Annotated in this window: 12 protein-coding genes; 8 read left to right on the forward strand and 4 right to left on the reverse strand. The window is 32.4% G+C overall.

Annotation, left to right across the window (positions count from 1 at the left end):
* The first annotated feature begins 16 nt into the window (after window positions 1-16).
* The 4 genes from prfA to ACJJVO_RS17570 all read left to right on the forward strand — a co-directional run bounded on the left by prfA (window position 17) and on the right by ACJJVO_RS17570 (window position 3,372).
* Window positions 17-1,093 (forward strand): peptide chain release factor 1, encoded by a 1,077-nt coding sequence (gene prfA / locus ACJJVO_RS17555; protein WP_405576489.1) that lies wholly within the window; start codon window positions 17-19, stop codon window positions 1,091-1,093.
* A complete protein-coding gene (locus ACJJVO_RS17560; RefSeq protein ID WP_405576491.1) occupies window positions 1,080-1,700 on the forward strand; it encodes an adenylate kinase family protein in 621 nt (206 codons plus the stop codon). The genes prfA and ACJJVO_RS17560 overlap by 14 nt, the downstream gene beginning before the upstream one ends.
* Window positions 1,701-1,711: 11 nt before the next feature.
* Window positions 1,712-2,533, forward strand: coding sequence for an orotidine-5'-phosphate decarboxylase (pyrF, locus tag ACJJVO_RS17565; protein ID WP_405576493.1), 822 nt, complete (start codon window positions 1,712-1,714; stop codon window positions 2,531-2,533).
* Between the two features lie 62 nt (window positions 2,534-2,595).
* Window positions 2,596-3,372 carry an ABC transporter substrate-binding protein gene (locus ACJJVO_RS17570; RefSeq protein ID WP_405576495.1) on the forward strand — a complete coding sequence of 259 codons (777 nt, stop codon included), beginning with the start codon at window positions 2,596-2,598 and terminating at the stop codon, window positions 3,370-3,372.
* A 177-nt stretch (window positions 3,373-3,549) separates the two neighbouring features.
* Here the strand turns inward: ACJJVO_RS17570 and ACJJVO_RS17575 are convergent, their stop codons facing one another.
* Together ACJJVO_RS17575 and ACJJVO_RS17580 are read right to left on the reverse strand one after the other, a co-directional pair.
* Window positions 3,550-3,747 carry a Lacal_2735 family protein gene (locus ACJJVO_RS17575; protein ID WP_405576497.1) on the reverse strand — a complete coding sequence of 66 codons (198 nt, stop codon included), beginning with the start codon at window positions 3,745-3,747 and terminating at the stop codon, window positions 3,550-3,552.
* Between the two features lie 93 nt (window positions 3,748-3,840).
* Window positions 3,841-4,548 carry a DUF4197 domain-containing protein gene (locus ACJJVO_RS17580; protein WP_405576499.1) on the reverse strand — a complete coding sequence of 236 codons (708 nt, stop codon included), beginning with the start codon at window positions 4,546-4,548 and terminating at the stop codon, window positions 3,841-3,843.
* 224 nt (window positions 4,549-4,772) lie between these two features.
* Here ACJJVO_RS17580 and ACJJVO_RS17585 point away from each other — a divergent pair, with 224 nt between their 5' ends.
* Complete coding sequence (locus ACJJVO_RS17585; protein WP_405576501.1) at window positions 4,773-5,903, forward strand: TlpA family protein disulfide reductase; 1,131 nt, start codon at window positions 4,773-4,775, stop codon at window positions 5,901-5,903.
* 587 nt (window positions 5,904-6,490) lie between these two features.
* Here ACJJVO_RS17585 and ACJJVO_RS17590 read toward each other — a convergent pair.
* Together ACJJVO_RS17590 and purU are read right to left on the reverse strand one after the other, a co-directional pair.
* Window positions 6,491-7,591, reverse strand: a complete 1,101-nt coding sequence (locus tag ACJJVO_RS17590; protein ID WP_405576503.1) for an OmpA family protein — start codon at window positions 7,589-7,591, stop codon at window positions 6,491-6,493.
* Window positions 7,592-7,844: 253 nt separating this feature from the next.
* On the reverse strand, window positions 7,845-8,699 hold the full coding sequence (gene purU, locus ACJJVO_RS17595) for a formyltetrahydrofolate deformylase (RefSeq protein ID WP_405576505.1): 855 nt from the start codon (window positions 8,697-8,699) through the stop codon (window positions 7,845-7,847).
* Between the two features lie 145 nt (window positions 8,700-8,844).
* Here purU and ACJJVO_RS17600 point away from each other — a divergent pair, with 145 nt between their 5' ends.
* The 3 genes from ACJJVO_RS17600 to ACJJVO_RS17610 all read left to right on the forward strand — a co-directional run bounded on the left by ACJJVO_RS17600 (window position 8,845) and on the right by ACJJVO_RS17610 (window position 14,189).
* Window positions 8,845-12,258, forward strand: a complete 3,414-nt coding sequence (locus tag ACJJVO_RS17600; protein ID WP_405576507.1) for a methylmalonyl-CoA mutase family protein — start codon at window positions 8,845-8,847, stop codon at window positions 12,256-12,258.
* 672 nt (window positions 12,259-12,930) lie between these two features.
* Window positions 12,931-13,404 carry an OsmC family protein gene (locus ACJJVO_RS17605; RefSeq protein WP_405576509.1) on the forward strand — a complete coding sequence of 158 codons (474 nt, stop codon included), beginning with the start codon at window positions 12,931-12,933 and terminating at the stop codon, window positions 13,402-13,404.
* 245 nt (window positions 13,405-13,649) lie between these two features.
* Window positions 13,650-14,189, forward strand: a complete 540-nt coding sequence (locus ACJJVO_RS17610; protein ID WP_405576511.1) for a sigma-70 family RNA polymerase sigma factor — start codon at window positions 13,650-13,652, stop codon at window positions 14,187-14,189.
* Window positions 14,190-14,244 lie beyond the last annotated feature (55 nt).

A 14,244-nucleotide genomic window follows, 5' to 3' on the forward strand; every position in this document is an offset into this window, starting at 1 on the left:
CAATTTTTGAAGAGAGATGTTAGAGAAAATACAAATTATAAAACAACGGTTTGATGAGGTTAATGACCTTATCATTCAGCCAGATATTATATCCGATCAGCAGCGTTACACTAAGCTGATGAAAGAATACAAGGATCTTAAACTCATTGTAGATAAAGGTGAGATTTATAAAGAAGCAACAGATAATGTTACTGAAGCTGAAGAAATCATTGCAGATGGCTCTGATGCCGAAATGGTAGATATGGCTAAAATGCAGCTAGAAGAAGCTAAGGAAACTATTGAAAAGCTTGAAGAGGAGATTCGCTTTATGTTAATTCCTAAAGATCCAGACGATGCTAAAAATGTAGTTGTTGAGGTACGTGCAGGAACAGGTGGTGATGAAGCTAGTATTTTTGCAGGTGATTTATACAGAATGTATTCAAAATACTGCAGTGATAAAGGCTGGAGAGTTGATGTAGTGAGTCAGAGTGATGGAACATCTGGTGGTTTTAAAGAGATTATTTTTGAAGTTTCTGGAGAAGATGTTTATGGAACTTTAAAGTTTGAAGCAGGTGTACACCGTGTACAACGTGTGCCACAAACAGAAACTCAAGGTAGAGTGCATACTAGTGCAGCAACGGTTATGGTGTTGCCAGAAGCAGAGGAATTTGATTACGAGTTAGACATGACAGAAGTACGTATTGAGCGTACCACTTCAACAGGTCCTGGTGGTCAGTCGGTGAACACAACGTATTCTGCAATTAAGTTACACCATGAGCCAACAGGAATGATTGTAAGTTGTCAAGATCAAAAATCTTCACACAAAAACTTAGAAAAAGCCTTAAAGGTTTTACGTTCTCGTTTATACGATTTAGAATTAGCAAAGCAACAAGCTGCAGATTCTGAAAAACGTAAGAGTATGGTAAGTTCTGGTGATAGAAGTGCTAAAATTAGAACTTACAATTATCCACAAGGACGAGTAACAGATCATAGAATAGGACTAACGCTTTATGATTTATCTAATATCATAAATGGTGATATTCAAAAAATAATAGACGAATTAATGTTAGCTGAAAACACTGAGTTGTTAAAAGCTAGTGATGATGTCATTTAAACCAAAGCCTCTTTTTGAGGCTTTTTTTATTTGTAAAATGGATATAATAATTATTACAGGACCACCTTATAGCGGAAAAGGTACCCAATGCGAGTTTTTAAAAGAGATTTTTAATTATCAGCATATTTCTACAGGAGATCGTTGTAGATTAGAAAAGCAAAACAAGACAGAGATTGGTTTAATAATGTCTCAATATGAAGAGAAGGGAGATTTGGTTCCTGATGAAATCATGAAAAATCTTTTCGGAAATATATTAGAGGAAAACTCTGATAATAATGGTGTTATTTTAGATGGTTATCCTCGGACCATTGCTCAGGTTAATGACTTGCTTGAAATTGTAAGCAATAGGGATCTGCAAATAAGTACAGTTATTAATATTGAAGTTCCAAGAGAGGAGTTATTAAAACGAGCTAAAAAAAGAGCAGAAACTTCAAATCGAAAAGATGATAAAGACAAAGCCATTCATTTAAAACGTATTGATGTATTTGAAGATGTAACTAAACCAGCAATTGCTTATATGAAAACGAAATTACATGTTGAGGATTTTGATGGTTTAGGATCTATTGAAGACATTACAGATACTATTAAATCTAGAGTTATTAATTAATTTAGTGTAAAGTGACAACAACACAACTTATCAACCAAATCAAAAAAAAGAAATCCTTCCTTTGCATAGGATTAGATGTTGATTTAAATAAACTTCCAAAGCATTTATTAAAAGAAGAAGATCCAATTTTTGCTTTTAATAAAGCGATTATAGATGCAACGCATCATTTGTGTGTGGCTTATAAGCCAAACACAGCATTCTACGAAGCCTACGGAATTAAAGGTTGGCAGGCATTAGAGAAAACGATTAACTATCTCAACGAAAATCATCCTGAAATTTACACTATTGCAGATGCAAAGCGAGGTGATATAGGTAATACAAGTTCTATGTATGCAAAAGCATTTTTCGAAGATTTAGGTTTCGATAGTGTTACGGTTGCACCTTATATGGGAAAAGATTCAGTAGAACCATTCTTGGCTTTTAAAGATAAACACACCATTCTATTAGCATTAACTTCTAATCAAGGAGCATTCGATTTTCAGACTAAAACTGTTGATGGAGTTGAATTATACAAACAAGTATTGCAGACTTCTAAATCTTGGACAAATTCTGAAAACTTAATGTATGTAGTTGGAGCAACTAAAGCTGAATATTTAGGAGATATTAGAAAAATTATTCCTGATAGTTTTTTATTAGTTCCTGGTGTTGGTGCACAAGGTGGTAATCTTCAAGATGTTTGTAAGTACGGAATGACTGATTCTGTTGGTTTATTAATTAATTCGTCTCGAGGTATTATTTACGCCTCACAAGACGAAAATTTTGCAGAAGCTGCTGCAGTAAAAGCTGAAGAATTGCAGAAGCAGATGGCTACTGAATTGAGTCGTCATTCCTAGGAAGTATGACATGGGAATCTTTTAAAATAGAACTATAAATAAATTGCTTCGCATAGCTCGCAATGACGTATAAAGATCAACTTAATAGAACACTTGAATTTAAAAAAGCACCAAAACGAATAGTCTCTTTAGTGCCTTCGCAAACCGAATTGTTAGTGGATTTAGGATTAGAAGCTTTAATAGTAGGTGTCACTAAATTTTGTGTGCATCCTAAACATCTTAGAATGTCTAAAGTTGTTGTGGGTGGTACAAAACAAATCGATATTCAAAAAATTAAAGACTTAAAGCCAGATATCATTCTTTGTAATAAAGAAGAAAACACAAAGACAATAATTGAGGATTTAGAAGCAATTGCACCAATTCATATCAGCGATATTTATAATCTTGAAGATTGCTTTGAGCTCATTAACATGTATGGTGAAATTTTTAATGTTAAAAGGACAACTTCAACTTTAGTGTCAAATATTCAGTTAGAACGCGAAGCATTTAAGCTTCAAAATAAAAAGCATTTAAAAGTCGCTTATTTTATTTGGAAAGATCCTTGGATGGTTGCTGCATCTGATAATTTTATTAATATAATGTTGGATGAGGCAGGATTTGTAAATGTTTTTGAAGAAGAAAAACGTTATCCTGAAATAGATTTAAATAATGCAACTTTAACAGAAGCTGACCTTGTTTTTCTGTCGAGTGAACCATTTCCGTTTAAAGAGGAGCACCTACTAGAATTCAAAAAGCTGTTTCCTGAAAAGATTATAAAAATTGTAGATGGAGAAATGTTTTCTTGGTATGGCAGCCATTTACTAAAGGCATATACATATTTTCAAACACTTCATTTTTAGGCAAAAAAAAGTCGATATCTCACTAAATACCGACTCTAAACTAACAATTCTAATTCAAGATTTAACTAACTCAATCTCTTGCATTGCAAAGATGGTTATATTCTATACGTTGTATGTTATGTTAATATTAGGATTAGATTAAAATAGTGTAATGTTTTGATATTTAATATGTCAGAATTAATTTGCCTGAAATTTTGTATCACCTACAACAAACTTCAGTTTATTAATTTTGTAAAGTACTTTTGTCGCTTTATACTCAGAAATATCACTTAAAGCATGATCTGTTTGCCTTAGATTATAGGCGTCTTCAATGAGTCGCTTATACTTTTTATTGAGTTTATCTTTTTTGTTTAGAAGTCTATTTAGATTAGCCACAACATCAAAATTATTATTTAGTACTTTGAATTTAGTGATTTATCTTTAAACAGAGTTAATCTTAATTACAAAAAAAGAGAATTTAACATTTGTTTAATCCTGAAGTGCAAATACTTTCTTCAATAAATCTGTACTTCTAGAAGATGTCTTTTCTCTTATTTCCTTTTCTTCAACAGCTATCATAGTATATACACCTTTTAAGGCTTCGTTAGTGACGTAATCCGTTAAATCAGGGTTTACATTACTTGTTAAAGGAAGGCTGTTGTACTTAGTGATTAAGTTTGTCCAAATTTTGTCTGCACCTACTTTACTAAATGAGTTTTCTATAACAGGTTTAAACTTACTATAAAGTTCTGTTTGAGTTTTTGTTGTTAAATATGATGTTGCAGCATTATCTTGGCCTAGTAAAATATTTTTAGCGTCATCAAAAGTGATATCCTTTACTGCATTAACAAAAATTGGTGTCGCTTCTTTAACCGCATCTTCTGCTGCTCTGTTTAATATTTTTAGACCTTCATCAGCTAAACTACTCAAGCCTACTTTACGTAAAGTATTATCTACTTTTTGTAATTCTTCTGGTAAAACTATTTTAACTAATTCATTTTTAAAGAACCCATCTTCTGCCGTTAATTTAGTTACTTGTTTATCAATACCAAGATCTAAAGCTTGTCTTAAGCCTGCTGCAATATCAGTATTACTAAGTACTCCTTCTGCTTGTGGTAACGAATCAACTACTTGTTGTAATTCTGCACAAGAAAATAAAAGAGAAAGGCATAAAACTGAGGTCAAAAATTTTTTCATAAGTATGTTTTTTTGCAAAGATAAAATAAAACTTCAGCTATGGTGTTATTATTATCCTAATGAATCTTAAAAGTACTTTTCTGTTTTCAGGATATAATTTGGTCAATTTTAAATTATTAATGTATAATTGCTTCAAGGTATTGTTGTTAAATGTCTTTTTATTTTTTCAAATCCTTATTTTAGCATCATATTTGATTATACCTTATTTAAAGATAATATAGTTTATGGAATTGTATAAAAAAAACCTGTTTGGGTTGCTTTCATTTTTAGTGTGCTTTAGTGTTAATGCACAAAATCAAATTAAGGTTTCTGAATTTTTACAAGAATCTAAAATTGCAACATCAGATAATAATAAACTTTATTTTGTTGATTTTTGGGCAACATGGTGTGGTCCATGTATTACGGCTAAGGAGCATTTAGGAGTGTTGCAAAAGCAATTTCCTAATGATTTATATATTGTGTCAATGACTAAAGAAAATCCGCTTACTGTGGAGCGCTTTTTAGAAAGAAAGCCTGCGGAATTAGCCATTGCGATTGATTACAATGGAGAAACACATAAAGAATTTAATGTTACAGCAATACCAGATGGAGTTTTGTTTAATAGCAACGGAAAAGTATTGTGGAGAGGTGGTGCGCCAGATTTAAAAGCTAATGTTGTCACTAAATTTTTAAAACAACAAACATCTAGTACATCTCTTAATTCATTTATTAAAGTTGTTACTGATGAAGAAGAATTTAACGAAGAGTATATTCCAAAAGAAGATTTAGAGATAAAACCATTGTTAGCTGAGGTAGAAGATTTATCTGTAGTAGATGCTGATAACTATTTAAAGTTGTCAGGTTCGTTAACTCGTATTGTAAGTTATTTAGCGAAAATATATAAGAATCAAATTGTGTTAGAGGAAGGGTTAGATACTAATTACGAGGTTTATTTTAAAAAACCGTTTAATCAAAATGAAAATCTTGCCGTTAAGCTTATTACTGAAATGAAGCTTGGGATAAAAAGAAAATATAGCGAAGGTGAAGGGATTAGTTTTGTTGTAGCAACTCCTCGATTTTGGGGTACAGATCAAATAGATTGGGGCAAAAACAATGCGAAATATTTAGTTGGTGATTCTCAAATAAAAGCAGATAATGTATCCTTAAAAGATGTTGCATATCAACTATCTTATGTCTTAGATATGCCTATAATTGTGCCTGATGATAATGAAATTAGCCTCTCGCTTCACGATTGGGATTTTCATTATAAGTTTTTTCAACTGATGCAAACCGATTTAGAAGATAATTTTGGTATTACTGCAGAAAAGAAGACAGTGTCTTATCCTGTTTATCATATACAAAAGAATACTCCTTAAAACGTATACGGAGTTCTAAGAGTTGATTTTTAAATATGAAGTGTTATCTTTTGTCAATTCACTTATAGCCATTATAGATGTTGTAGAACTATAATTGATGGATTTATTGTGGATGTTGTTATACTCTACTTTAGTCTATTAATTTCATTATAGTGCATTTCTTTACAATGTCTTATCCTGTTTATTATATACAAAAGAATACTCCTTAAAACGTATACGCAGTTTTAAGAACTAACTTTTAAATGTCTACATGTTATCTTTTATTAATTGACTTATAGCCATATTAGATTATGCATAATTATAATAAATAGATTCATGGTAGATGGTGTTATTCTCTGCTTTAGTCAATCAATTTTATGATAACGTATTCCTTTCATTGTATCACATACAGTCCTAGTGTTAAAAGCAAATTACAAAAGAATTGTAAGACTTGTAAGTAGCCTTTATTTTGATTTTATAATATGAATGAAACGACAGCTTCAAATTAATTGCAGAGGTTATAACGTTTAGAATCTTGATAAAAGCGCACAAAAAAAAAAGAGCTCCTATTATAGGAGCTCTTTGTAATATTAAAACTTACTTAATTCTTAGTTACTTAAAACTCTAAATTCAGTACGTCTGTTTCTTTGGTGTTGCGCTTCTGAACAATCAGAACCATTAGAACATCTGTTTGTTAATCTAGTTTCACCATATCCTTTTGCAGATAATCTGCTTCTAGTGATACCTTTAGATACTAAATAGTTTACTACAGAGTTAGCTCTTTGTTGAGATAAAGACTGGTTAAAGTCATCGTTACCTCTAGAATCTGTATGAGACATAATTTCAATACTTACGTTAGAATCCGTTAAGATTGGTAATAAAGTTTCGTCAATAGTCTTTTTAGAAGCAGGTGTTAATCTTGCGCTACCTAATTCATAAAATACAGGTAATACGTTTGGATCTAATAACTCACAATCAACTTCTTCCCAAGTTGTAATACCACCTTTTTTATCTAAAACAGTTCTTGTAACAGTTTGGTACTGTGCAGCAATAGTGTTTGTAGTTGTAGAAGCCGGAGTTTCAATTACTTTTCTTTTAATTGTTTTGTACTCAGCAGGAATTTGGATTTCGTCCATTCTTGCAGGAGTTTTAATAACACGTTTTGTGTAAGTTGTTGTTTTTTCAGATACAGGAACAGCATTTGTACTAGCGTCTGATGATAAAGTTGTAAAACTTACATCTCTAGATTGTGCAGGATACTCAACGAAACATGCAGCAACACAATCATCTTTATTCACTGAAGGACAATCTTCTAATACTTTATATTCCCAACCAGAAGTTTGAGGGTGAACTTCAAAAGTTCTTGAGTCATTACCAAAACTAGCAGGTACAACTCTTAAATCTGTACGACCTTCTTGATTTACGTAAGGCACTTCAACATTTTCGTAAGTAGCTGGTACGTATACAAATTTCTTTGTAGCTTCTTTTACTAATACACTTTCTTCTACAGTTTTGTAAGTTGCAGGAACAACTTGTAAAGTTGTGTAAGCAGGATACGTTTGTATCGTTTCCTCTACTTCTTTAAAAGAATCTTTAGTGATACATTTTACGTAACACTTTCCTGGTTCTGGGTTGGTTGGTAAGCCTTGTGCTTGCGAAAATCCAATTCCTGCAATAAAGCAAACCAATAATAATAGTTTTTGTTTCATGGTTAAAAAAAATTAATTTGTTAATAGATTATATCTTGTGGTAAGAAAATTTAATGCCTTACATCTTATTAGAGACATTTATTTAAGATAGGTCACATTAACTTTTTATTAAGACATGTATTAATGAGGAATTTTAATCTTAGAGAAGCCTTAATGGTAAGTAAACAAAGGGATGTTTAATGCTGTATATAAAATTAAAATTAAAAATAATATTTAATTCTAAGTGAAAAATACGCATTAAGAATAGAGAATTTTAAGAGAAAATAACTGTTTTATTATTAAAAACCATCACTTTTCTATCTGCATGAAGTTTTATAGCATTAGATAGAACGATTTTTTCTAAATCGCGTCCTTTTGCAATTAAATCTTTAATAGAGTGCGTATGTGATACATGTGCAACATCTTGTTGTATAATTGGACCAGCATCAAGCTCTTCAGTAATATAATGACTCGTAGCACCAATAATTTTAACACCACGTTTATAAGCCGAATGATAAGGTTTAGCTCCTACAAAGGCTGGTAAAAAAGAATGGTGAATATTAATTATTCTATTTGGGTAGTTATCAATTAAAGTTTTAGAAACAATTTGCATGTATCTTGCTAAAACGATAAAATCAATATTATGGGCTTCAAGCAACTTTAATTGTTCCTGTTCTGCTTCATGTTTTGTGGCTTTTGTAACAGGTACGTGATAAAAAGGAATATTAAAATTATCAGCAATTGGTTTTAAATCGAGATGATTACTTAATATAAAAGGAATTTCAAGATGTAATTCACCCGAATTGTAACGCCCTAAAATATCATACAAGCAATGATCATATTTAGAAATAAACAAAGCCATCTTCGGTTTTCTTTCAGCAGAAAAAATTTTCCAATCTAGTTTAAATTTATCTGCTAGAGTAGTACTAAATAGTTGTTTAAACGCTTCAAGAGAAAAAGAATCAGATACAAATTCACATTCCAAACGCATAAAAAAGATATTTTGTTCTCTGTCTACGTGTTGATCTATATAAACAATATTACCATCATTAGAAGCCATGAAATTTGTGACAGAAGCAATTATATTGGGTTGATCTTCACAATGAATAAGTAACGTAATTTTCTGCATAAAACTAAACTTGAATGGATTGTTAAAAGTAATTAAAAATGTTACTGATACTGAGTTTCTTCAAGTTTTAGATATTTATCGATTATTGCATTAATTTTTTGAATATTCCTTAAATTTGTCGCTCAAATAAGCTAGATTTTTAAGAATGGAACAAGTTGCACCTTATAAGCCAAAATACAAAGTACGTATAGTAACAGCCGCATCGCTCTTTGATGGGCATGATGCTGCTATAAATATTATGCGTCGTATAATACAATCTACAGGAGTGGAAGTGATTCATTTGGGTCACGATAGAAGTGTAGAAGAAGTGGTAAATACGGCGATCCAAGAAGATGCAAATGCTATTGCACTTACCTCTTATCAAGGCGGACATAATGAGTATTTTAAATACATGTACGATTTGCTCAAAGAAAAAGGAGCAGAACACATTAAAATCTTTGGTGGTGGAGGTGGAGTTATTCTTCCTGAAGAAATTAAAGAATTAATGGATTATGGTATTACCAGAATCTATTCGCCAGACGATGGAAGAGCACTTGGTTTGCAAGGTATGATTAACGATTTGGTTCAACAATCAGATTTTGCAATTGGTGATCAATTGGCTGATGAAGGTAAAATGCTTCATGAAAAAAATCCAAAAGCTATTGCAAGAGTGATTTCTTCGGCTGAAAATTTCCCTGATGTAGCAAAAGAAACACTTGAAGCAATTCATACTAAAAATAAAAATTCAAAAACACCAGTTTTAGGAATCACAGGTACAGGTGGAGCAGGTAAATCATCTTTGGTAGATGAATTAGTGCGTCGTTTTTTAATCGATTTTCCTAATAAAACTGTTGGTTTGGTTTCTGTGGATCCTTCTAAACGAAAAACAGGTGGAGCACTTTTAGGTGATCGTATTCGTATGAATGCTATCAACAATTCAAGAGTGTATATGCGAAGTTTAGCTACGCGTCAGTCTAACCTAGCTTTATCTAAATATGTAAACGAAGCCATTGAAGTTTTAAAGGCTGCAGAATTCGATTTAATTATATTAGAAACCTCTGGTATCGGTCAGTCAGATACAGAAATTATGGAGCATAGTGATGTTGCATTATATGTTATGACTCCAGAATTTGGTGCGGCTACACAATTAGAAAAAATTGACATGCTCGATTTTGCAGATTTAGTAGCGATTAATAAGTTTGATAAACGTGGTTCATTAGATGCATTGCGCGATGTAAAAAAACAATACATGCGTAACAATAATCTTTGGGATATTCCGCAAGAAGAATTGCCTGTTTACGGAACAATAGCCTCGCAATTTAACGATCCTGGAATGAACACGCTTTACAAAGCGATTATGGATAAGTTGGTTGAAAAAGCAGATGCAGATTTAAAATCTACTTTTGAAATTTCTAAGGAAATGAGCGAAAAGATTTTTGTGATTCCACCTTCAAGAACACGTTATTTATCTGAAATCGCAGAAAATAATAGGGCTTATGATAAAAAAGCAGATACTCAAGTTGAAGTGGTGCAGAAATTATACGGTATTTATAAAACGATTGAATCTGTTTTAGACGCAACACCAGAATTAGATAAATCAGGAATTGCTTCAGAATCGATGTCTCCCAATGAGGATAATGAAGATTTTGTAAAACTCTTAGTTAGTGAATTCGATCGTGTAAAATTAAATCTAGATCCTTACAATTGGGAAGTAATTACCGGTTGGGATGAGAAAGTAAACAAATACAAAAATCCAATTTATAGCTTTAAAGTAAGAGATAAAGAGATAAAGATTGAAACACATTCGGAGTCGTTATCACACTTACAAATACCAAGAATAGCGTTACCAAAGTATCAAGCTTGGGGAGATATTTTAAGATGGTGTTTACAAGAAAATGTACCAGGTGAGTTTCCATATACGGCAGGTTTATATCCTTTTAAACGTACAGGTGAAGATCCAGCACGTATGTTTGCAGGAGAAGGTGGACCAGAACGTACCAACAGACGTTTTCACTATGTAAGTGCAGGTTTACCAGCAAAGCGTTTATCTACTGCTTTTGATAGTGTAACGCTTTACGGAAATGATCCAGATTTAAGACCAGATATTTATGGTAAAATTGGTAATGCAGGTGTTAGTATTTGTTGTTTAGATGATGCTAAAAAACTATATTCTGGTTTTGATTTAGCAAACGTTATGACATCGGTAAGTATGACTATTAATGGACCAGCACCAATGTTATTAGGGTTCTTTATGAATGCTGCTATTGACCAACAATGTGAATTTTACATTAAAGAAAATGGTCTAGAAAAAGAAGTTGAAGCTAAAATTGCTGAGATTTATAAAGACAAAGAACGTCCATCTTATAACGGAGAATTACCAGAAGGAAACAATGGTTTAGGGTTGATGCTTTTAGGTGTTACTGGTGATCAAGTATTACCAGCAGATGTGTATGCAGAAATTAAAAAGAATACCATTGCGCAAGTTAGAGGAACGGTTCAAGCAGATATTTTAAAAGAAGATCAAGCACAAAACACGTGTATTTTCTCTACAGAATTTGCATTGCGTTTAATGGGAGATGTGCAAGAGTATTTTATTGAGAATAATGTTCGTAATTTCTATTCGGTTTCTATTTCTGGATACCATATTGCAGAAGCAGGTGCCAACCCAATTACACAATTGGCATTGACTTTATCTAATGGTTTCACGTATGTGGAATATTATTTAAGTCGTGGTATGGATATCAATAAGTTTGGTCCAAACTTATCGTTCTTTTTCTCAAACGGAATCGACCCTGAATATGCAGTAATTGGTCGTGTGGCTCGTAAAATATGGGCAAAAGCCATGAAGCATAAATATGGTGCAAATGCTAGAGCACAAATGTTGAAATATCATATTCAAACTTCAGGACGAAGTTTACATGCTCAAGAAATTGACTTCAATGATATACGTACAACGCTTCAAGCTTTATACGCTATTTACGATAATTGTAATTCATTACATACCAATGCGTATGACGAAGCTATTACAACGCCAACGGAAGAATCGGTTAGACGTGCGATGGCAATTCAACTCATTATAAATAAAGAATTAGGATTAAATAAAAACGAAAATCCAATACAAGGTTCTTTTATTATTGAAGAATTAACGGATTTAGTAGAGGAAGCTGTATTACAAGAATTTGATAGAATTACAGAAAGAGGTGGCGTTTTAGGTGCTATGGAAACCATGTACCAACGTAGTAAAATACAAGAAGAGAGTTTGTACTATGAAACATTGAAACACAGCGGAAAATTCCCAATTATTGGTGTAAATACCTTCTTAAGTAGTAAAGGGTCACCAACGGTTATTCCTGCAGAAGTCATTAGAGCAACAGAAGAAGAAAAACAATTTCAGATTAAAACGTTAAAAAATCTTCATGAAGCAAATGATACTACAGCATTGTTGAAAGATTTACAACAACGTGCTATAAACAACGAAAATATTTTTGAAGCTTTAATGGAAGTTTGTAAAGTATGTAGTTTAGGTGAAATTACTTCATCTTTATTTGAAGTAGGAGGACAGTATCGCAGAAATATGTAAGCAGAGAACCACTTTTTGCCTTTTCGCAAAAAGTGAGTGAATCGCTTATACTGAGCGCAGCCGAAGCATCTCAGAGAACCACTTTTTGCCTTTTCGCAAAAAGTGAGTGAATCGCTTATACTGAGCGCAGTCGAAGTATCTCAGAGAACCATTTTTTGCCTTTTCGCAAAAAGTGAGTGAATCGCTTATACTGAGCGCAGCCGAAGCATCTCAGAGAACCACTTTTTGCCTTTTCGCAAAAAGTGAGTGAATCGCTTATACTGAGCGCAGTCGAAGTATCTCAGAGAACCATTTTTTGCCTTTTCGCAAAAAGTGAGTGAATCGCTTATACTGAGCGCAGCCGAAGCATCTCAGAGAACCACTTTTTGCCTTTTCGCAAAAAGTGAGTGAATCGCTTATACTGAGCGCAGTCGAAGTATCTCAGAGAACCATTTTTTGCCTTTTCGCAAAAAGTGAGTGAATCGCTTATACTGAGCGCAGCCGAAGTATCTCAGAGAACCACTTTTTGCCTTTTCGCAAAAAGTGAGTGAATCGCTTATGCTGAGCGCATCCGAAGCATCTCAGAGAACTACTATTTCTCATTCATAGTGTAGTGTAGCATCTAAAATTAAATAGAATAACTAAAAGCGTTTCCTTGAGAAACGCTTTTTTTACATCAACAAATAAAATAGCATGTCGATAAAACACACTTTTAAAGCAACAGTAAACTGGGTTATTAACCAAGGTGAAAGCACACAAAATCCAAGAACTTTTAGTAGAAATCATGAAGTTTCAATTGCGAATAAATTGTCGGCTTTAAAAGTATCGGCTGCAAAACCATTTAGAGGTGATGATGCTTTATATAATCCAGAAGATTTATTATTGTCTGCTTTAACATCATGCCACATGATGTCTTACTTATACGTTTGTGCTCAAAATAATATAGAAGTTTTAAGCTATACAGATAGTGCTGAAGGCGATTTAGAAGTTAATGCTTCAGGAAGCGGAAGTTTTAAAACCGTAAGATTAAAACCTAAAGTGACTATAAAGGATATTAATCAAAAAGAATTAGCGCTGAGTTTACATAAAGAAGCAAATAGTTTATGCTTTATAGCTAATTCTTGCAACTTTCCAATTACTCATGAAGCCGTAATATTAGTAGAGTAATTCTTATTCAGTAAATATTATTAACTTTTTTGCATCTTTTTCAAGATTATCTCGTCTATTATATGAACATAAAAAATAGATATCATGAAAAATAAAGAATGTAACTGCAACTGTGAAGGTTGCTCAAAAGGAAATTGTAACAACTGTACGTGTGATAACTGTACATGTACAAATTGTAATTGTTAAATTAGTGTTAGTTCGGATGCAAAGTTTTGTGTCCGAACTAATTTTAATTAATTTAGAATATGACTACGAAAGATGTTTGGGGAATTTATGCAGAAGACATAAGACACTTTATTTTAAGTAAAGTAAAGAATCCTGTGATTACGGAAGATATTCTTCAGGAAACTTTTATTAAAGTACACACAAAGTTACATACCTTAAAAGATGAAGGCAAGCTGAAATCATGGTTGTTTTCAATCGCTAGATATACCATTTTAGATTACTTTAGAGAAAGTAAACGAGAAATTCCTGTAGACGATCTAGAAATAGAATCGGAACCAGAAATGAAAGCGCATTCCGAGCAAGATTGCCTTAGAGGTATTATAAAAAGCTTACCTAAAAAATATAGAGACCCTTTGTTTTTGTCAGATATAAAAGGCTTAAAACAACAAGAGGTTGCTAATCAATTACACTTATCATTATCCACGGTAAAATCACAAATTCAACGTGCTAGAAAACAAATAGCACAAGGTTTTATGGATTGCTGTGGCTTTAAAATGAATGACGAAGGACACTTGGTTGGAGAAATACAAGACAAAGCCGACTGTAAAGTTTGTCATTAATAGTATCTTTGAAATCTAAATAGCTAAATCATTAATCAAGCTATTGATTTAATCA

This window comes from Winogradskyella sp. Asnod2-B02-A, from assembly GCF_045063645.1.
Lineage (GTDB): Bacteria > Bacteroidota > Bacteroidia > Flavobacteriales > Flavobacteriaceae > Winogradskyella.

Excerpts from the sequence above, each read along its gene's own strand:
- prfA (WP_405576489.1), top strand. The coding sequence starts at position 17 with ATGTTAGAGAAAATACAAATTATAAAACAACGGTTTGATGAGGTTAAT.
- ACJJVO_RS17560 (WP_405576491.1), top strand. The coding sequence starts at position 1,080 with ATGATGTCATTTAAACCAAAGCCTCTTTTTGAGGCTTTTTTTATTTGT.
- ACJJVO_RS17570 (WP_405576495.1), top strand. The coding sequence starts at position 2,596 with ATGACGTATAAAGATCAACTTAATAGAACACTTGAATTTAAAAAAGCA.
- ACJJVO_RS17580 (WP_405576499.1), bottom strand. The coding sequence starts at position 4,548 with ATGAAAAAATTTTTGACCTCAGTTTTATGCCTTTCTCTTTTATTTTCT.
- ACJJVO_RS17585 (WP_405576501.1), top strand. The coding sequence starts at position 4,773 with ATGGAATTGTATAAAAAAAACCTGTTTGGGTTGCTTTCATTTTTAGTG.
- ACJJVO_RS17590 (WP_405576503.1), bottom strand. The coding sequence starts at position 7,591 with ATGAAACAAAAACTATTATTATTGGTTTGCTTTATTGCAGGAATTGGA.
- purU (WP_405576505.1), bottom strand. The coding sequence starts at position 8,699 with ATGCAGAAAATTACGTTACTTATTCATTGTGAAGATCAACCCAATATA.
- ACJJVO_RS17600 (WP_405576507.1), top strand. The coding sequence starts at position 8,845 with ATGGAACAAGTTGCACCTTATAAGCCAAAATACAAAGTACGTATAGTA.
- ACJJVO_RS17605 (WP_405576509.1), top strand. The coding sequence starts at position 12,931 with ATGTCGATAAAACACACTTTTAAAGCAACAGTAAACTGGGTTATTAAC.
- ACJJVO_RS17610 (WP_405576511.1), top strand. The coding sequence starts at position 13,650 with ATGACTACGAAAGATGTTTGGGGAATTTATGCAGAAGACATAAGACAC.